The sequence below is a fragment of the Ensifer sp. ENS02 genome, from assembly GCF_014851885.1.
GTDB classification, from domain to species: Bacteria; Pseudomonadota; Alphaproteobacteria; order Rhizobiales; family Rhizobiaceae; genus Ensifer; species Ensifer adhaerens.
Window position 1 is genome coordinate 146,606 of record NZ_JACVAO010000002.1, and the last position, 15,898, is coordinate 162,503.

23 protein-coding genes are annotated in these 15,898 nt (G+C 61.5%); 4 read left to right on the top strand and 19 right to left on the bottom strand.

Translation table 11 applies throughout. The features are described 5' to 3' along the window. Positions 1-2: 2 nt before the first annotated feature. The 8 genes from IB262_RS05155 to IB262_RS05190 all read right to left on the bottom strand — a co-directional run bounded on the left by IB262_RS05155 (position 3) and on the right by IB262_RS05190 (position 4,275). Positions 3-302, bottom strand: a complete 300-nt coding sequence (locus IB262_RS05155; protein WP_246802589.1) for a hypothetical protein — start codon at positions 300-302, stop codon at positions 3-5. 50 nt (positions 303-352) lie between these two features. Continuing rightward, positions 353-769: a hypothetical protein gene (locus IB262_RS05160; RefSeq protein WP_192493423.1), complete on the bottom strand. Its 417-nt coding sequence runs from the start codon at positions 767-769 to the stop codon at positions 353-355. After that, positions 769-1,506 (bottom strand): hypothetical protein, encoded by a 738-nt coding sequence (locus IB262_RS05165; protein ID WP_192493424.1) that lies wholly within the window; start codon positions 1,504-1,506, stop codon positions 769-771. Before IB262_RS05165 ends, IB262_RS05160 begins: the two co-directional genes overlap by 1 nt. 56 nt (positions 1,507-1,562) lie before the next feature. Next, entirely contained in the window at positions 1,563-2,030 is a 468-nt protein-coding gene (locus IB262_RS05170) for a phage tail terminator-like protein (RefSeq protein WP_192493425.1), read from the bottom strand. 172 nt (positions 2,031-2,202) lie between these two features. Further along, positions 2,203-2,685, bottom strand: coding sequence for a hypothetical protein (locus IB262_RS05175; RefSeq protein WP_192493426.1), 483 nt, complete (start codon positions 2,683-2,685; stop codon positions 2,203-2,205). Next, positions 2,685-3,737 (bottom strand): head morphogenesis protein, encoded by a 1,053-nt coding sequence (locus tag IB262_RS05180; RefSeq protein ID WP_192493427.1) that lies wholly within the window; start codon positions 3,735-3,737, stop codon positions 2,685-2,687. Before IB262_RS05180 ends, IB262_RS05175 begins: the two co-directional genes overlap by 1 nt. Then, positions 3,737-3,907 (bottom strand): hypothetical protein, encoded by a 171-nt coding sequence (locus IB262_RS05185; RefSeq protein WP_192493428.1) that lies wholly within the window; start codon positions 3,905-3,907, stop codon positions 3,737-3,739. Before IB262_RS05185 ends, IB262_RS05180 begins: the two co-directional genes overlap by 1 nt. Next, the gene (locus IB262_RS05190; RefSeq protein ID WP_192493429.1) at positions 3,904-4,275 is read right to left on the bottom strand and encodes a hypothetical protein; all 372 of its coding nucleotides are present in this window, start codon (positions 4,273-4,275) and stop codon (positions 3,904-3,906) included. Before IB262_RS05190 ends, IB262_RS05185 begins: the two co-directional genes overlap by 4 nt. Before the next feature lie 44 nt (positions 4,276-4,319). On the opposite strand from IB262_RS05190, the gene IB262_RS05195 reads away from it, so the two are divergent. After that, on the top strand, positions 4,320-4,673 hold the full coding sequence (locus IB262_RS05195; protein ID WP_192493430.1) for a hypothetical protein: 354 nt from the start codon (positions 4,320-4,322) through the stop codon (positions 4,671-4,673). 3 nt (positions 4,674-4,676) lie between these two features. Here the strand turns inward: IB262_RS05195 and IB262_RS05200 are convergent, their stop codons facing one another. From IB262_RS05200 to IB262_RS05250, 11 genes are read right to left on the bottom strand one after another with little or no spacing between them, the layout of a single operon-like run. Further along, positions 4,677-5,363 (bottom strand): DUF4054 domain-containing protein, encoded by a 687-nt coding sequence (locus IB262_RS05200; RefSeq protein WP_192493431.1) that lies wholly within the window; start codon positions 5,361-5,363, stop codon positions 4,677-4,679. Continuing rightward, positions 5,360-5,713 (bottom strand): hypothetical protein, encoded by a 354-nt coding sequence (locus IB262_RS05205; protein ID WP_192493432.1) that lies wholly within the window; start codon positions 5,711-5,713, stop codon positions 5,360-5,362. The genes IB262_RS05200 and IB262_RS05205 overlap by 4 nt, the downstream gene beginning before the upstream one ends. A 10-nt stretch (positions 5,714-5,723) precedes the next feature. Continuing rightward, positions 5,724-6,902: a hypothetical protein gene (locus tag IB262_RS05210; protein WP_192493433.1), complete on the bottom strand. Its 1,179-nt coding sequence runs from the start codon at positions 6,900-6,902 to the stop codon at positions 5,724-5,726. Positions 6,903-6,953: 51 nt separating this feature from the next. After that, positions 6,954-7,130 (bottom strand): hypothetical protein, encoded by a 177-nt coding sequence (locus IB262_RS05215; RefSeq protein WP_192493434.1) that lies wholly within the window; start codon positions 7,128-7,130, stop codon positions 6,954-6,956. A 12-nt stretch (positions 7,131-7,142) separates the two neighbouring features. Beyond that, positions 7,143-8,096, bottom strand: coding sequence for a major capsid family protein (locus IB262_RS05220; protein WP_192493435.1), 954 nt, complete (start codon positions 8,094-8,096; stop codon positions 7,143-7,145). A gap of 15 nt (positions 8,097-8,111) precedes the next feature. Continuing rightward, a complete protein-coding gene (locus IB262_RS05225; RefSeq protein WP_192493436.1) occupies positions 8,112-8,549 on the bottom strand; it encodes a capsid cement protein in 438 nt (145 codons plus the stop codon). Continuing rightward, positions 8,549-9,697, bottom strand: a complete 1,149-nt coding sequence (locus tag IB262_RS05230) for a DUF2213 domain-containing protein (protein WP_192493437.1) — start codon at positions 9,695-9,697, stop codon at positions 8,549-8,551. The genes IB262_RS05225 and IB262_RS05230 overlap by 1 nt, the downstream gene beginning before the upstream one ends. Positions 9,698-9,700: 3 nt before the next feature. Then, positions 9,701-11,533 carry a phage portal protein gene (locus IB262_RS05235; RefSeq protein ID WP_192493438.1) on the bottom strand — a complete coding sequence of 611 codons (1,833 nt, stop codon included), beginning with the start codon at positions 11,531-11,533 and terminating at the stop codon, positions 9,701-9,703. Between the two features lie 8 nt (positions 11,534-11,541). Then, positions 11,542-12,873, bottom strand: a complete 1,332-nt coding sequence (locus tag IB262_RS05240) for a phage terminase large subunit (RefSeq protein ID WP_192493439.1) — start codon at positions 12,871-12,873, stop codon at positions 11,542-11,544. A 3-nt stretch (positions 12,874-12,876) separates the two neighbouring features. Beyond that, positions 12,877-13,320 carry a DUF2280 domain-containing protein gene (locus tag IB262_RS05245; protein ID WP_192493440.1) on the bottom strand — a complete coding sequence of 148 codons (444 nt, stop codon included), beginning with the start codon at positions 13,318-13,320 and terminating at the stop codon, positions 12,877-12,879. A 24-nt stretch (positions 13,321-13,344) separates the two neighbouring features. Next, the gene (locus tag IB262_RS05250) at positions 13,345-13,965 is read right to left on the bottom strand and encodes a putative metallopeptidase (RefSeq protein ID WP_192493441.1); all 621 of its coding nucleotides are present in this window, start codon (positions 13,963-13,965) and stop codon (positions 13,345-13,347) included. On the opposite strand from IB262_RS05250, the gene IB262_RS05255 reads away from it, so the two are divergent. The 3 genes from IB262_RS05255 to IB262_RS05265 all read left to right on the top strand — a co-directional run bounded on the left by IB262_RS05255 (position 13,964) and on the right by IB262_RS05265 (position 15,796). After that, on the top strand, positions 13,964-14,458 hold the full coding sequence (locus IB262_RS05255; RefSeq protein ID WP_192493442.1) for a hypothetical protein: 495 nt from the start codon (positions 13,964-13,966) through the stop codon (positions 14,456-14,458). The genes IB262_RS05250 and IB262_RS05255 overlap by 2 nt on opposite strands. Before the next feature lie 189 nt (positions 14,459-14,647). Further along, positions 14,648-15,139, top strand: a complete 492-nt coding sequence (locus IB262_RS35870; protein WP_348646887.1) for a DUF4145 domain-containing protein — start codon at positions 14,648-14,650, stop codon at positions 15,137-15,139. A 348-nt stretch (positions 15,140-15,487) separates the two neighbouring features. Next, complete coding sequence (locus tag IB262_RS05265) at positions 15,488-15,796, top strand: hypothetical protein (protein WP_192493443.1); 309 nt, start codon at positions 15,488-15,490, stop codon at positions 15,794-15,796. The last annotated feature ends 102 nt before the right edge of the window (positions 15,797-15,898 follow it).

Sequence of the window (15,898 nt, forward strand, 5' to 3'; positions counted from 1 at the left end):
CTTCACTTCCGCATATTCGGGAAAAGCGCATCGAATAGACGCGCCGTGAGCGGTCGCTCGGAGACTTGCGGCTTCTCTGGCTCCGCCTGCTCTTCGGCCTTCGGCGCCATAACTTCGCGGCGCTTGATGTCGAGAGCGAGGATCGCGTCGAGTTGCCATTGTTTGAGGACGAGGCCGCGAAGCCTCGCCCATTCTGCGATTGCCACAAAGCCGAGGGCATTGGGTCCGTAGCCGTTGCCGGTGCGCTGCGTATCGAGCTCCTGAAACCAGAACCAGACTTGCTGGCCGGCGGCGGGCACCACCAGCTTTTTGCCCTCATGCTGATCGACGATGAGTTGGCAGAGCCTGTCGATCAGCCTTTTGTAAAAGAGCTACGGCGCGCGGCCTTCGCCTCCACCTGGTCGCGGATGATCTTGAACCGTGTGTAGAGGTTGCGGACGTTCTCTTCCGAGAATGGAACGACCTGGCCGCCGATCTTCGGGTCTGGTGACCAGTGCGTGGTCGCCTTCGCCAGGATTGCGATCAAGCGGGCGTCTGCCTCGTCAGCCGCAGCCTCCCCGAGGTTCTCGCGCTCGGCTGCTGCCTTGGCGAATTCGGCGGCAACGTCGCGCATGGCTTTCTGCATGCGCTCGCTGTCTGGACCGACGACGCCGATCTTGAGGCCGATCGGCTCGCCCTTCTCGTTGACGACGATGATCTCAATGCCCGCTTCCTGAGATTGGACGAGGGCTTCGAGGCCAGAAAGGTCTACGAACTCAGCACCAGCCATTATGCACCACCGACGGGAGCGACGGTCAGCACCGCCGAGTTGATTTCGACATTGCCCTGCAGCAGGCGAGCGGTGTTGGCACCGCCGCCATTCTCCTGAGCGGTCATGACGATCCCATAGAAGAGCTTCACGGTCCCGGTCGGGACAGACGTCGCGGTGTGAACACCGCTTTGCGTGCCCGTCGTGTTGATCGCCGACCCGCCCGGGGTCGCGGAAACGCTGAAGGCGTCCGTGGTCGGGCTCACGACGTAGTAGGTGGTGCCAGCGACAAGGCCGGTCGGGAGAGCGCCGGTTGTGCTGAACTTGACCCCGACGCCAGCGGCCAGGCCATGCGCGGTCCACGAGATCACGCCCGGAGTGGCGATGGTCATCGTAACCGTGGCCGTCTTTGCCGGCGGCGCGTCGTCGAAGGCGAGCTTGAACGGATAGTTGTAATCCGTCTTCTCGGCCGCGATCAGCGCGATCTGGCCGGCGTCGTTCGGCAGGATGATGAAGTTGTTCTGCATCGAGCCAGCGTTGCGCGTGCCCTTCGCCTTCAGGTCACGGCCCGAAGAGATGATGGATTCGGTGATCAGCGCGGCAGCGTCGCCGACGGCACCCATCGTCTGCCAGCCCTTGACCTCGGTGAAACTGACCGAGGAGAAGAGCGCCGCGTTCATGTCGGCATCATCGGGAACGTCGTTGACGGCCGGCCCGATATAGATCTTGGCACCGGCGACCGGGTAAAGCTGAGCCATAGCTCAATCCTTTCTGTCTGATTGCGCTTGCCGAAGGCGCGGAACGGCAGGGCCAATCAGGCCGGAACTTGCGGGTAGCAACGCCACCGGGTGGTGACGGGGATGGTGTGGTGGGTATCTCCGGTGACGAGGACGCCGATCTCCGGATCCTCATCGATGCGGACCTGGGTGTCGGTCCGGAAGAGTTTTGTGCCGCGACGGAAGTGCGCGCGGAGTTGGCCGGCGAGGTTGTAGGCGTCAACGATCGCCAGGCCCTTGGGCCACATGACGTTGGTGCGCAGGAAACCCTGCCTGGTCGGGTCCATGACAAGCGATAGGTCGGTCTCGATCGAGCGGTTGAAGTGGGCCTCGACGCTAATGAATGGCGCGGGAACGCGAGACCCGCCCACCACCATCGTCGGCGGCGTAAATGGGACGCCCGGCAAGGCAACACGCGTAGCCAGGTCCCATCCGGCGGGGAGCGGGAAGGCCTGCACTCCTACCAGCAACGCCTGATAGATTTTCATTTCCACCGTGTCGGCCATCTGTTACCCCTATGGCCCATGGCCGAAAAAGCGCTCAGCGACATCGAGGTTCACGACCTGCTGCACGAGGCGCAATCGCTGCTGCTCAACAAAACGGTGCGAACTGAGAATGGCCGGCAGGTGCTTGGCGCCGCTATCCGCGACCTCGATATCCTACAGAAGGCCCTGCTGATCATGTCCGAGGGGCGCGACCCGCTTCAAAACGACCGCGAACCTGCTCCTCCGCCCGCTTGACCGTCTGCGGCCAGTCCTGGGCGGCTGCTTCAACAAATCCGAAGCCCTGTTGATTGTAGACGCGACCGAGGCTGTCAGCCCCGACGAAGCCGTATTCCATTCTGGGCCCGTAGGCGGCCTGAAAGCCGAGGAAGAGCGTCTCGCCGATCGATAGGTCGGCAATAATGAGCTCGACCACGCCGCTGCTGTCCGGATACTTCTTTTCGCCCTGGTCGACCGTCGGCATGGCCGTGGTTGACGCCATCAGCGAGTTCTTCAGGTTGCCGGTGTCGAATGGCATTCGGCCGCCGGCGGCTATCGTAACGCGGACATCATTGGCGACCATCTGCGCGGCGGTGCGCAAGACAGCCGCCTCGCGGGCCTGCTCCTGCTTCACCCATTCTGATACCTGGGCCGCAAAGGAAAGGTTCTCGGCGTCCATCAGCGACCTCGTGAGCGGGCGTATTCCTCCGCGAAGTCGAAGCTGTATTCGACGTGGCAGCGGCAGGCGATGATCTCGCCGGGGCCAGCGCCAAGGCTGGTATCGCCCGGGAAGCGCATCAACGAACCCGACGGAGACTGAAACGGCACGTCCATGCCGGTCACTTCCTCTGCATTCAGGACCTGGTGCGTGTGGCGGACGTGGCGATCGCCAACTGAACGCCAGCGGCGGGTGACCAGCGCGGCATCCCTGCCCGATCGGTCCAGCCCCTGTTGGTAGGCCTCATGCTTGGCGGCATGGACCGATGACTGCGTTTCGGTCCGCGCGATCGTCTCGCCCCGGAACTGCACATAGCGGTCAGCGAGGCGCCCGGTGATCTTGGCGACGACGTCAGCCGGAAGCGGCTTTCCCTCGCGGATCGCCTTGGCAATCTGCCGATCGAACCTCTTGTCCCGGCGCGTGAGCGTCAGGTAGCGCTTCATGCCCGCGATGTCGCCCGACAGCAGCGCAGCGCGCGCATTCTCAACAGTGCGAGCCAATTGCGACGTCAGGCCGACCAAACCGCCTTCTCGACGCTGGGTGACCCGGTTGACGCGTCCGGCGAGATCCAGCGCGATCGTTCGCGGCCCCTGCCCCTGGGCATAGCCGGCGTGGATCGCCTCGCGAGCCATCTCCTTGGTGTCTTCCGTGATGTGCGTGATCAGCTTCGACGACTGCTCTCGAATGATCTGCTCGGCGCGCTGGTTGCTGACGTCCCAACGGACCACTACGCGGGCGCCAGCCGGGTCGGAGAGGCGCGGCATGTTCTGGGTGACCAGCAAGCCTCCTGCACTGAAAGCCTCGCGGATCGCCTCTGACAGTGGCCGGAAGGCTGCCGGGTCGATGTGAAGCGCCGCGATGGCGCCCTCGATGTCCTGGCGCTCCAGGCGCTCGACAACTTCCTTAAGCACGATCTCGGACTTGATGTCGTCTATGGCCTCGCGGAATGCCTTCTCCATGTTTGGGGAAAGCCCGTCGATGAGCGCTTCGAGCTGTTGGCGAAGGCTGGCCATCAGTCCGCAGCGCCGGCCTTCTCGCTCTTCTTCGCCGGTTTTTCTTCGGGCAGCCGTTCAGCGATACCGAGATTGACCAGACCATTGGCGATTGCCGATCCGACCTCGGATTCGTTGATGGCGTCGCCGACTTTGTGATGCAGATAGATCTTCACGAAGCGGATTTTCATGCTGCGATCCTTCCTTGGACGATGAAGACGACGTTGGTCACGCCGTCGTAGCGGTTGGGGTCAGCGTTCTCGATCCGGTACGAATTGCCATCGGCCATCTCGGCATACATGCCGACTGAGGGCACGACCGAGAGCCCGACGCTCGAAATGTAGAGTTTGACGTCGCCGGTCTTGATCACCGTGCCGTCAATCTCCCGCGCTTCGTACTTGTCGGGGAACATCTTGGCGGTGTGCTCGACGGTGACCGGGTCGCCACCTTCGACCGGGTTCGGTGGCGCGGCGATTTCCGTGATCTTGCCGGTCTGACCATAGTTGGTGATCAGCTTGTTAGCGATTTGTTGCAAGCGGGCGTACACTGCTTGGGGCATAACCGGTCCCATCTTCTTTGTTGAGTTCCGAGCGGGGGGAAGTCATGAATGATGAGGAAACAAAGGAACGTGCCAAGCGTACAAGGGACATTCTGGGCGTGGCCATTGCCATGTTCGGCATGGGAACAGTCGCGGGCGGGTTGTACGCTGTAGATAGACTCTCTGTTTGGAGTTCCGCATCAGACCGTGAAGAGCTCGTCTTGGGTCGTTTTGCCGCAGTGATTGGCCTTCCGATGGCGGCGCTTTTTTCCCTTTTGGTGGTTACGCTCCTCCGCCAGCAAGCTGGGCCGATTGAGTTCAAGCTGGCGGGCGCTGAATTTAAGGGAAGCGCCGGTCAAGTTATCCTTTGGGTATTCTGCTTCCTCGCTATCGCGGTAGCCATCAAGCTTCTTTGGTAGGCATCAGACCACCATGATCGCTGGGAACGAGTAACCGAACTGCTCCCAATACATCTGCCCGTAGACGGTACGGTCATAGCTGCGGCCGCCGCTGGACGAGGTGCCCATGCCGGCGTACTCGACTTCCAGGCTGCCGACCTTCTCGCGCTTGACCGCGCCGGTGGTGCCGGCCGCCGCGCCACTCGTCGTGCGGCCTGGTTCGCCTTCCAGCGTCAGCTTGTGCGCCGTCAGGAGCATCTGCGCGCGGGTGCGGTCGGAATCGGAGAGGCACGTGCTGACCTGTGCAAGCGCCTCGTCGAGCACCAGCGCGATAAGCGTGGACGAAACCGGTGCGAACTCCGGGAAGCGCACCTTGAACTGCTCGACCGTCATGTTCGCCGCCAGCGGCGAGATCAGAAGGGCGCCGAGGAACAGGGTGGAAACGCTGCCATCCGCACCGGTGATCGTGGCGGCATGGTAGAAACTGCCGTCGAGAGTCGTGGTGTCCGCCGGCACCAACAGGACGGAGAATTTGCCCGCCGGAGCGTCGGTGATGTTGCCCGCCTTCGAGATGACGGCAGCGCCATACGGCCGGCGCGCAGCGTTCCACTCGATCGACGCTCCGGTGAGATCGACAGGCACGCCCGCGTCGTCGTTGACGGTGATTTCCAGCGTCTTGCTGTCGCCTGCAACCATAGAGAAATCGGTCATGTCAGGCTCACGTCGGCGTCAGTCAGGGTGTAGGTGCCCTGTGCAGCAAAGGTCTCGGATGCTGACAGAGCGTTGCCACCGTAGAAGGTGCCGCCGCTCGCCGCCGACCAGTAGCCCATGTGAGAGATCGTGGTGCTGGCCGGGACGTCGAAGACAGGAGTGTTCGAGCTATCGAGGTTTCCGGACGCGGCCGCATTCCACGTGATTGCCTTGCGCGCATAGGCCGGAGAGCCGCCGGTGACCTCGCCTGTACCCGAAGTGCTCGGGTCTGCCGTATGGAGCGAGACGTAGACGGCCACCGCGCCGAGCGCGTCGAGCATGACGTGTTTTGCAGCATTGGTTAGCGGCATGGCACACCTCTTAGGTTACGATCGAGCGGCGAACCGCCGTTGTTCTGAAAGACTTCTGCACGGCAGCCGAGGCGTCGATTTCGGCTTGGCTGACGACGGTGATCGTGACCCGGCGTGACGTTCCGAACGGTGGCTGCTTGCTGCCGACGGCGGAGAATGTCGCTGAGACGGCGATCGATGACGCGCCCGATCCGCTCTTTCGTCCCTGCGCGCTCGTGTCCACCGCCGCGGCGACGCTGCTGTGTCCCGAATGCTCTTCTGCCGTCTGGGCCGTTCCACTCGACAACATCGAGGCTGCGGCTGAAACCTGCCCGCTGCCTGCCCCACGCTTTGCGCCTGACGCGGTTTGCGTGCCAGCGGCGCTGACAGAGCCAAGGCCCGCGCCCGCGCGCTGGCCGGCAGATGTCAGGGCTATGGCTGCGGATACCGCGCCACTGCCCTGCGCACGCTTGGAGCCGGTCGAAGGAAGGCTAACTGCCGCCGACTGCGCGCCGGTCCCGCCTGAGGCCTTCGCGCCAGTCGATGACGACGATCCGGAGCCGGTGAGCGTACCTGTGCCGCTCTTGCCGCCGGTCGCTTCCTTGAGTTCCAGGAGGAACATCACCGTGTTGACGTTGGTCGACGTCATCCCGCACGTGGCAGACGGAGATGTCAGGTCATAGGCAACGCAATTGTGCAGCTGGTTCGTCAAACCTGTCGGGTTGGCGTCAACAATCTCCGTATAGGCGTTGTTCTGCGTGAACTGGTTGCCGGTCTGGGCCGTGGCGAAGGCGATGGCCGCCGCCGGTGTCCCTGCCAAAGTTGCTGATGGGTCGCCGTTGGCATCGCCGACCGAAGCGTTGTTGCTCGTGTCCGGCGTTCCCATCGGGACCGTGACAATCTCGACCGCTACCGAACTGCTGGCAGTCGCTGTCTGAACGGTGACCGTCATCGACGCGTTCGTCGACGTGGCCCAGAACAACGTGCCCTTCATGAAGGCGTTCGTGAGCGGGCCGGCTATCGCGCCAACCTTTGTCCAAGTCAGTCCGAGACTGTCGGAAACTGTGAGGTCTGCCGGGGTCGACGACGTGTGCCGTGCAGACGCCCAGGCGAAGATGATTGAACTGGCCGCAGGCGTGAAACTGCCCGTCGTGACCGTTGTCGTTGCGGCGGCGATCTGCGTGACGTGTACCGGAGTGCCGATCGCCATGGTCTACTCCGCGATGAGTGGCTGCCCGGCAGTTGCCCGCCGGGCGCCTTATCAAGACTTCTTGTCTTCGGCCGCCTTCGCGCCGAATTCGAACCAGCCGGTAGCTTTGGAGACTTTCACCTCTTCGTCCAGCATGTCGACTTCGACGGACTGCCCCGGCTCGACGAGAACCGGACCCTCCTTCGCATTCAGGCCGCGAGCGCCCTTGGCGATGTTCGTCACCTTCATCGTCGCCTCTCCTTAAATGCCGTCGAGGTAGCGGATGGCCTTCGGCCGGCGGATGTCGACACCGCCCAGGCGGAAGATGCCGGGGACGTCGAACTTCATCGGCCCGGTCTGCCAAGCCGGCAGGAACCGGAACGGCATCGGCATGTGGAACTTCAGCACTTCCGGCGAACGGCGGTAGGCCACCATGCGCTTGGTGCTGCCGGCGCCGGCCGCGTCGAGAAAGCCGAAGACACCGCGGATCGTCAGTTCCTGCCCGGTCGTCAGGGTGTAGATGTTGTTCTTTTTCACCCATTCGAGGATGGTCGTCTGGTTGACGGCATCGATACGGCGGGTCGAGATGTCCAACAGCACCGAATACGGCAGGAGAAGCGTGTCCGCGATCTCCGCGCCGAGCGTGCCGGTGAAAATGCCGGTGAGCTGGCCGTTGATGTCGCGGAGGATCTGGTCAGGCGTCTTGCTGGCGAACGTGGTCGCCGAGCCGGTACCGTCGGCCGGAGCCGTGGTTGCCGTCGGCGTCGAAGAATTGACGAGGCCAGTGAAGCCTTTGCCGGTGTCGCCGACGAAAGCCACCTGGTCGATCTTCTCTTCAGCGACGCGACGGGCCGAGCTCGCCTTGTCCGCGGTGAGGCTCATGCCGAGCAGCTGGGCGGTGCCAAGCTCCTCAAGCGTGTAGCCGTAGCCGATCGCCGCCATGGAGACGCCGGTCTCGAACTTCTCGCGGGTCTGCTCGACCTTCGGCACGTCGTGCGCGAGACCGCTGAACCACTGAGCCTGACCGACCGAGTCCATGGAGAAGTAGGTGACCGACTGAATCCATTCCGGCGCCGAGGTGTCGACGGGGATCAGCTGGGAATACTGGATCTCCTGGTACTTGATCGCGTAGACCGTCGGCTCGATCAACGAGGCCTGACGGATAAGGAAGCTCATCGCGACCTGCTGAGCGTCCTGAGTGATAAGCATGTTCATGTCGGAACGCTCCTGTTAGCCGAGGCGGAGAGCGGCGAGACCGGCACCCGAGGTGCTGGTATCCCACTGCGCGCCCGCGATGAGGGTGTTGCCGGATGCGGAGTTCGTGAGAACGCCGGTGGCCGGGACGTAGTAGACGGCGTCACCGACGGCGACGGCGACCGAAGCCTGCACGACGATGACACCCTTCTTCATCAGAGCGACGTTGGAGTACTGCTCGTACTTGCCCGTCGGCTGGGTGGGGTCGAGGACAGCGATGCCCACGAACTTCACGGTCGCTTCGGAATCCACGACCTGGTTGTCAGCGGTGCCCTGCACGCCGACCTTGCCGAAGCCGATGCCCTCAGCGTCTTCCGCGAGGCGGGTGACGATGACGTTCGGCTCCATGTTGAGGACCATGCCCTCGACCCAACGGGCGTGGGTGGCGGTGTAAGTGGTCTGAACTGCCGGCATCACTTGGCTCCCTTCGTCTGCCATGCCGATTCGAGATCGGAAACCATGGCCTTGTGGGCGGTTGCGGATGCGTTGGCGTCATTGGTCTGGGAGAGACCGTTCTGAACAGCCACGCGGAATGGGTCGACGCCGCCGGCGCTCTTGCCTGCGTCCTCGACGAGCATGTCGAAGCGAGCATCGATGTAGGCGTCCGACTTGTCGGCGACGGCGGCATCACCGATCTTGGCGACGACGACAGCCTTGCGGATGGCGGCATCGCTGAGACCTTCGGTCTTGACGTCCTTGGCCAGAACCTTGGCCTTGGAGACGAGATCGGCGCGAGCCTGCACGCGCTTGTCGAGGTCGGCGTCAGAAAGCACCTTGGCCTTCGTGGCGTCGATCTCGGCATCCTTCTTCGCCAGTTCGGCATCCTTGGCGGCCAGAGCCGTTTGATGTGCCTTCTCGGCGTCGGCGAACTTGGTATTGGCGTCGGCAAGGCGCTGCTGCAGCGTGCCGATCACCGTGGCACCCTGATCGGTTACTTCAACCGGGATGCCATCGACGGTAACCGTCTTCAGGGTCATGATCTTTTCCTCTTGCGGTTTCTGATCACTGGTGAACGGGGCAGCGCCCCACTGTCCCACACCGTCGCCGATGCGAGCTTTCGATCCGGCGCGGCCACGCTCGACGATGGCGACGTGGTTGATCCGGATATCTTTCTGGATGGCGTCGTATTTCTCGCCTTCAGGCGTCGTGCCCGGCTCCCATGCGAGATCGCAGGTGTACCCGGCGGAAAGCTCGCGCTTGCCCTCGTCGATCGCCTTGATTGCCGCGGCGTCCATGACAACGAGAGGGATGCGAACGAATTCACCGTCGCGCGCTACCTCGTCGCCGATCTGGCCGACCGATACGGCCTTCCATGTGTCGGCGGTGACGGCTTCGGTCGGGTGGTCGTTCGTCACCGGCTTATGGGCGTAGCTGCCCAGGCTGGCCTTGTCGAAGACCTGATCGGCGGAGCGATAGACCTTCACCGACTGTATTTCCGGCTTGCCGACCTCGCGGCCGGCATAAAGCTGGATGCCGGTGCGAGCGGTCTTGACGTCCGCAACAAGGTAGCCGTCGGCGGTCCGTCGCGTGCCCGCGATCGGTGCAGCATCAATGAATTGCATGGTCTATTCCTCGCGGATGCTGGCGCGCCAGTCGTCGTTGACTTCCTCGAACTGCTCCGGACCGAGCCGGATCTTGCCGCGGTACGGATCGACCTTCGACAGGTCCATGCCCGCCGGCAGGTTCCACGTGATGGTCACATGGGGCTGATAGTCCGGGTAATCCGTCTCGGCGCCGAGGCGCTTGATGTCCTCATGACGCCATGTCAGACGCGACGAGGCGAACTGCAGCACGACGGCCTCTCCGAAGCGCTCCATGAGGCGCGGACCTCCGGGTGCGATGGTCATTTCACCATCTTCGTCAGAGGACCACTCGCCCGCCTGCCCGACTTGGATCCAGTCCAGCGGTGTGCGGGTATGGATGATGGTGACGTGCAGACCATCCTGGACCGTCTCGAAGCCTTGAGCCTTGGCCCATGCCGTAATTTCTGCAGCGTTGAGCACGTCGCGGCGGACATAGAGCGTGCGCGGTGCAGCGTCGCCGGTGATCGGCTTGGCCTTTTCCTTCGGCTCCTCGCCGACGGCCGCGCGCTGTTCATCCTCGTCCGGCTCCTGTTCGCTGAGCTTACCATGCTCGTCGATGGCCGCTTCCAGACCTGGCAGCGAGCCGTCTTCGATGAACGTGTTGACCAGGGCGTCAGACAAAGCGTCGATCGGCAGTAGCGGCGGCGATGTGGAGGTGCCAGCGAGCGACCGCGCAGCGTCAGCCTTCGTCTTGAAGATGTCGGCCTGTTCCTTCTCGCTCATCTGTTCGAGCGGGGCCCAAGTGTAGAAAACCTCAGCGGGCCGCGAACCTAGACCAGAACGGATGATGCACTCGTCCATCTTGTGCATCGCAGGCGTCATTTCCAACTGCTGAATGGACTGGATGCGGTCATGGTAGTTTTTCATGTCCGACGTGCCGGTGGCGTTCATGCCGGCCGGCGACTGACCGAGCAATCGGGTCACCGGGATATCGGCCGCACCAGACACGATCTGCATGAAGGCCATCAGGATATCCGTCAGGCCGGCCAGTTGCGCCGTCTTGGTCTCGTATTCCTCTTCTTTGTCGAGGAGCAGCGTGCCGTTGATGCCCTTGGACATGTTGGCGAGCGTGTAGCGTTCGATCAGCTTCGTCCTATACTCGGCGTTGCCAAGCGAGGCCATGAAGTTCGGGATACGAATGATATCGATCTTTGCCTCGAAGATCAGAGACGCGATGTTTCCCGCAGTGCTGTCGGCGTTCTTGATCGCGTCCAGGGTGGCCGTCAGAATGCTATCGCCCCACCCGTCGAGCGCGTTGACCGTCATGAGGGCATCAGGCTGGCGCGCGCCCACGAAGATCACCAGACGCGATGGATGGATACGGACCATCGTGTTGGCGCCGGTAACCTCGTAATACGAAGGCTTGCCGTGAAACTCGCTGGTGACGTCCTGCTCGATCGGGCCGGCGGTCATGTCGCGCCGAGAAAGCACGGTCAGGTACTTCAAGCCACCCTTACCGACGCTGTTGAGATCGAGCGGCGATTCCGGGTTTGCATCTCCGGTACCGATGAAGATGGCAGCACCGCCGAACAGACGGGCCTTGGTCATCGCCTCAAGGATCTTGCCCTTGACGTTCAGCCGGTTTTCCTCGGCCTCGATGAGGTCGATTTGATTGTTCTCAGCCTGCCAATCGCGCCACTTGCGGCAGCTGTCCAGCGCCGGGATGTCAATGATCTTCCGCGGCAGCCATGAACCGCGATAGGCGGCAAGCGCCTGCTCGTCGGTCAGGAACGGCTGGGTGTAGAAGACCGTGGCGGCCTTGTCCCGATCGGTCCCCAGGCGGGACACGAGACTGGTCAGGCTGTCATGAAACATCGCGGCCCTCAAATGTTGGCAAGGGTGAACGTGCTGCCGTCCAACATCAGTTCGGTTAGAGCCCACACAAGCGCGTCGGCCCGGTCAGGCGATCCATCGCCCAGGTATCTGGACGGAGTGAAGTTGCACATCTGGTCTTCGAGGTCGGGGAAATCCCCAACGTGATGCACCTTGCCCTGCTCATACAGCGCGCTGATCGGCTCGGCTCGCACCGCCTTGCCGCGGCTGGCGACCACTTCCTTGAACGGCGCGGTCTTGTCTGCCGTCGAGACGGTGAACCGCACCATATCGCCGCCGAAGTTCCGCTCGCCGATAATCCGGTTCGCCTGATGACGATGGAAGAGCTCGACCGCTCGGCGTCCCCAGCCCTCTGGCGACATCTGGCAGGTGCCGTCCTCCAGTATGTAGCCGTGGCCGTCGATGCCGAGGCCCGCGACGATGATACCGATATCGTCACCGGCGCCATCGCCTCTCGTTCCCGATGGGTCGACAGAGACGACGATGCGTTGCATCTCTGGCGCTTCCGAAACCCGGAGGCTGTCGATGCCCGGCATGTTCTTCCCGTCGGGTGCCAAACGATCTTCGAGCGCCCAAAGGGCACCGCTGACCTCGCTTGCCCACTCGCCCGCTTCGAACCGGAGCCGTTTCGCGGCCGACATAGAGGCCAGAACCTCGAAGTATTCCGCCGGCAGGTTATCGACGTTGTCGGACGGGTTGACCCGCATCTCGACATAGTCGTCAGGCTTTGCCAGCGCTTCCTTCGTGCCCGGCTTCATCTTCGCCCGGAACATCTGGAAGCTCCAATGGAGCTTTGATGGCGGGTTGCAGTCGAAGTAGGCTTTCAGCGACAAAAAGCGCCGACCTGTGGCGGCTGCGATCTCTGGCGCGAGCTTACACTTCTGGGCGAGGCGCGACATCGCGGTTTCGACGGACGCCCAGGGTATTTGGCTGCTCTCGTTGAAGTAGAGCGTGACGTATTCCTGGCCGAGGATCTTCTCGACCCTCTCCTTATCGTCGAGGCCTGCGATCCAGATCTGTGAGCCGTTCGGCAACTCGACATAGAAGTCGGTTTTATCGAACCTCACCTTCAACGAAGGGAAGCAGAGCGATAGCACTTTCGGCAGAGTGTCCGACCACACCGATGTTTTGGCGTGGTTGAACCGGAACCGGAAGATGGCATGACGTGAGCCAGGGGCGTTGATGGCCCGCTGGATCAGAGCACGGCAAAGAACGAAGGTCTTCCCCGACCGAGACCCGCCGCGCAGCATGATGTTGCGAGCCGGCCCAGCCAGCAAGCGGTTAGCCTCTCGCTGCTTCTCCGTTAATCGAGCTACCTGCATGCGTCACAGTTCGGCGTCCTCTTGCAACACATTGAGGGTCATCTCCCCAGAGTGCGTGTGATCGAGCTTCTGGCGATTCGTGAACGCGTCGCCCATCTCTTTGGCGGCTTGCTCTGCGGCCTGAAGGGCGAGAGTGAGGTTTCCCATCCCCTCCGCCCTCTCACCAACGCGCTGGATCAAGCGCAGGCGAGTGGATCGGTGCGACCAGCCGATCGACGAAGTGTCGTCGATGAAGGATTTACGGGTGGCCTCGAAGATCGCGCGCCACTTCTGCGCTAGCTTTGCCCCTGCCCGCTTGGTCGGGTCGTATGCCTCAACGGTCTGTGGGGTGATCTCCACCCCGAATTCTTTCCTGAGCGCGTCGGCGACAGTCTTCGGGCTGTCGAAGCATGCGAGGCTCTGGACGACAAACAACTGTTGCTCATTGGTGAGCTTCTTGGCGGCCATCGAACTATCAGAACCTCATCAGGATTAAGCCACCCTAAGCTGGCAGGTGCCGCATGCATGCGCGATTTGCACTCTGGCGATCTCGGGTTTCTGGTTGGCTGCATCAACCATGGCACGGACGCCGGCAGCATCAGCCCCGTAGCGTCTGACCACTCCGACGAACTCTTCGACGTCGTGACCACGGATGACGAACACTGGGCGGCCGGTCGACTTGCTGAACTTCGGGACACCGAAAGAATCGACGTCCTGGGCGGCGTGATAGAGCTCGTGCTCGACCAGCGCCATGAACTCGGCGTCCCCGCACTCTCGGCAGTAGTCGGCGTCTAGCGTGATGATGAAGTCCGGCACATGGCCGAACCACTGCTTGACCTGCATCTCTGCCCGGGCGCGTGACCACTTGCCCATCGTGCCTTGCGGAGATCCCGTCTCGCACTGGCCGATGACGCGGCGGCCTTTCTTTCTGTTGCCGACTATGGTCCAGAGGAAGCCGATGTCGGCGTGGGCCAAATGGGCGTGGTCTGGATTGTGGACCTGCGACGCCGGGTCGAGGAACGTCGCATCCACCCAGTCGGGCATGTCCTCGGCCGGGGCGAAGGCCGGCGAGGTGATGTCGTCGAGCATCGACGATGGAGGTCTCGGTCGCATGAACCTTGGCTTGCCTTTCCATCTACCAAACGTCTACGTTGCAGCTTCAGGAGACAGGAGGGACGAAGTGGATATACCGGGCGCGTTAACTGGCATCTCGACAGCCTTAACTATTGTGAAGCAGTTGAACGAGATTGATGCGCGTGTCGACGAGGCGAGCTTCAAACTCAAGATCGCGGAGGTTACCGCGGCTCTTGCCGAGGCGAAGCTTGGCTTGGTCGACGCACAACAAGAGCTCCGAGACCGCGACATAGAGCTCGCAGAGCTTCGGCGAAAACTGCAATTCAAAGCCGAGGAAACTACGTCCCACAAAGGGATGACATACGACGCGATAGATGGAAAACCTGTCGGAGCGCCCTACTGCACCTTATGCGAGGCCCAGGGCAAGTTCATACGTCTCGTCGAGCATGTGAACGTGTCTGGCCAACCCTGGAAGTGTCCAGTGTGCAAGGCTGACTTTCAGTGGCCGACCCGCTTCTCTGATCCCCGCTGATCCAGGATAAACAAACCATAGGAGCGAGATGTGGACCTACGCATAACTAGCGAAGTCTCTCAGTATAATCCAGGCCCGATCAACATTCGGTGCCCTGCGTGCCGCCTAAAAGGCGCCTTTCACGGCGTCAACGCTCAAGACGCCGGGTGGAATCGCATAGTAAATAATCGGATAGCCTCAACCGTTAGGGTGGGGATCCGACAGTGCCCCAACATTGAATGCCGATCAGTAGTCTTCTACGCGAAGGACAACGATGGTCGGCAGATTTACCCTCCTGAAGTAATTGACTTCGATTCCTCAAATCTACCGCCGCGCATTCTGGCCTCTTTAGAGGAAGCTATCAAATGCCACGCGAGCGGCTGCTACCGCGCCTCAGCACTCATGGTCCGACGGGTACTGGAAGAGTTATGCGAAGACAAGCAAGCCGGCGGCGACAACCTCATGAAGCGATTGGCCTCACTCGGCAAAACAGTCATCATCCCGCAGGAATTACTTGCAGCAGCAGATGATCTCCGCCTCCTCGGAAACGACGCCGCGCACATCGAAGCCAAGACCTACGATCAAATCGGACCAGATGAATGTGCGATAGCGATCGAACTCGCTAAAGAACTGCTGAAGGCGGTTTACCAGTACACGGACCTTGTTGCGCGGCTTAAAGCTTTCAAGAAACCGAGCGCATGACAAATTGAAGGCGACCACCCTGCGCATAGACAGCGGTCGTTGGGTGGTCGCGCTTGCCGTTTGCGTAGTGCGCCTCACCAAATTGGGTGAATGTGCAACTCTGCATCTATGGCGTAGAATTCGCAACCGTTACCACACAGGCAAAGCGGCGGACGCTTGCCAATAGGCGAGCGGCCGGCGATCGGATCGAATATCATTCCCTCAGGAATTGATTGTCGCGTAAGTTGAATAGCGCGTAGCCGCAAAGTGTATTGCGGCGATTACTTCAATATTTCTTAATCAACGCTGTTAGTTCACCTACCATGACTAGCAGGCTCTAACTTTGCGCTCATTTCAAAGGAGGAAGTTATGACCAAAGCGACTATAATTCTTACGACGCTAGGAGCATTGTCCCTCTTTATCCCAACTGCATTTGCCGCATCCGCCCCTGCCGGATACAAGTTCTGCAAGGTCAAGACACAATGTGACACCCCCGCAGCGGACGGCCAAGTGGTGTGTCCATACATTGACAGCGACGATGATGCATTGAAGGCATCGTTGCTGTTAGCGCGTTGCAAACAGTTCTATGGAACGGACACGGAATATGGAAATGTTGCGGGAGGGCATCCCGCTTGCGTGATCAATTCATTGCTGCCTGAAGCAGTAAACTGCCCGTAGGTTCGGCACAATCGTAATGTGACCAGATCTCCCTGGAGGGGCGGAGGCCCTTCCGGGGGCACCCAAGGGTTGGAGTTCTATACGCAATTTTCGGCAATATTT

What these genes read in the sequence shown, in the direction of transcription:
- IB262_RS05160 (WP_192493423.1), bottom strand. Translation starts at nt 769, where the DNA reads ATGGCTGGTGCTGAGTTCGTAGACCTTTCTGGCCTCGAAGCCCTCGTC.
- IB262_RS05165 (WP_192493424.1), bottom strand. Translation starts at nt 1,506, where the DNA reads ATGGCTCAGCTTTACCCGGTCGCCGGTGCCAAGATCTATATCGGGCCG.
- IB262_RS05170 (WP_192493425.1), bottom strand. Translation starts at nt 2,030, where the DNA reads ATGGCCGACACGGTGGAAATGAAAATCTATCAGGCGTTGCTGGTAGGA.
- IB262_RS05175 (WP_192493426.1), bottom strand. Translation starts at nt 2,685, where the DNA reads ATGGACGCCGAGAACCTTTCCTTTGCGGCCCAGGTATCAGAATGGGTG.
- IB262_RS05180 (WP_192493427.1), bottom strand. Translation starts at nt 3,737, where the DNA reads ATGGCCAGCCTTCGCCAACAGCTCGAAGCGCTCATCGACGGGCTTTCC.
- IB262_RS05185 (WP_192493428.1), bottom strand. Translation starts at nt 3,907, where the DNA reads ATGAAAATCCGCTTCGTGAAGATCTATCTGCATCACAAAGTCGGCGAC.
- IB262_RS05190 (WP_192493429.1), bottom strand. Translation starts at nt 4,275, where the DNA reads ATGCCCCAAGCAGTGTACGCCCGCTTGCAACAAATCGCTAACAAGCTG.
- IB262_RS05195 (WP_192493430.1), top strand. Translation starts at nt 4,320, where the DNA reads ATGAATGATGAGGAAACAAAGGAACGTGCCAAGCGTACAAGGGACATT.
- IB262_RS05200 (WP_192493431.1), bottom strand. Translation starts at nt 5,363, where the DNA reads ATGACCGATTTCTCTATGGTTGCAGGCGACAGCAAGACGCTGGAAATC.
- IB262_RS05205 (WP_192493432.1), bottom strand. Translation starts at nt 5,713, where the DNA reads ATGCCGCTAACCAATGCTGCAAAACACGTCATGCTCGACGCGCTCGGC.
- IB262_RS05210 (WP_192493433.1), bottom strand. Translation starts at nt 6,902, where the DNA reads ATGGCGATCGGCACTCCGGTACACGTCACGCAGATCGCCGCCGCAACG.
- IB262_RS05215 (WP_192493434.1), bottom strand. Translation starts at nt 7,130, where the DNA reads ATGAAGGTGACGAACATCGCCAAGGGCGCTCGCGGCCTGAATGCGAAG.
- IB262_RS05220 (WP_192493435.1), bottom strand. Translation starts at nt 8,096, where the DNA reads ATGAACATGCTTATCACTCAGGACGCTCAGCAGGTCGCGATGAGCTTC.
- IB262_RS05225 (WP_192493436.1), bottom strand. Translation starts at nt 8,549, where the DNA reads ATGCCGGCAGTTCAGACCACTTACACCGCCACCCACGCCCGTTGGGTC.
- IB262_RS05230 (WP_192493437.1), bottom strand. Translation starts at nt 9,697, where the DNA reads ATGCAATTCATTGATGCTGCACCGATCGCGGGCACGCGACGGACCGCC.
- IB262_RS05235 (WP_192493438.1), bottom strand. Translation starts at nt 11,533, where the DNA reads ATGTTTCATGACAGCCTGACCAGTCTCGTGTCCCGCCTGGGGACCGAT.
- IB262_RS05240 (WP_192493439.1), bottom strand. Translation starts at nt 12,873, where the DNA reads ATGCAGGTAGCTCGATTAACGGAGAAGCAGCGAGAGGCTAACCGCTTG.
- IB262_RS05245 (WP_192493440.1), bottom strand. Translation starts at nt 13,320, where the DNA reads ATGGCCGCCAAGAAGCTCACCAATGAGCAACAGTTGTTTGTCGTCCAG.
- IB262_RS05255 (WP_192493442.1), top strand. Translation starts at nt 13,964, where the DNA reads ATGAACCTTGGCTTGCCTTTCCATCTACCAAACGTCTACGTTGCAGCT.
- IB262_RS05250 (WP_192493441.1), bottom strand. Translation starts at nt 13,965, where the DNA reads ATGCGACCGAGACCTCCATCGTCGATGCTCGACGACATCACCTCGCCG.
- IB262_RS05265 (WP_192493443.1), top strand. Translation starts at nt 15,488, where the DNA reads ATGACCAAAGCGACTATAATTCTTACGACGCTAGGAGCATTGTCCCTC.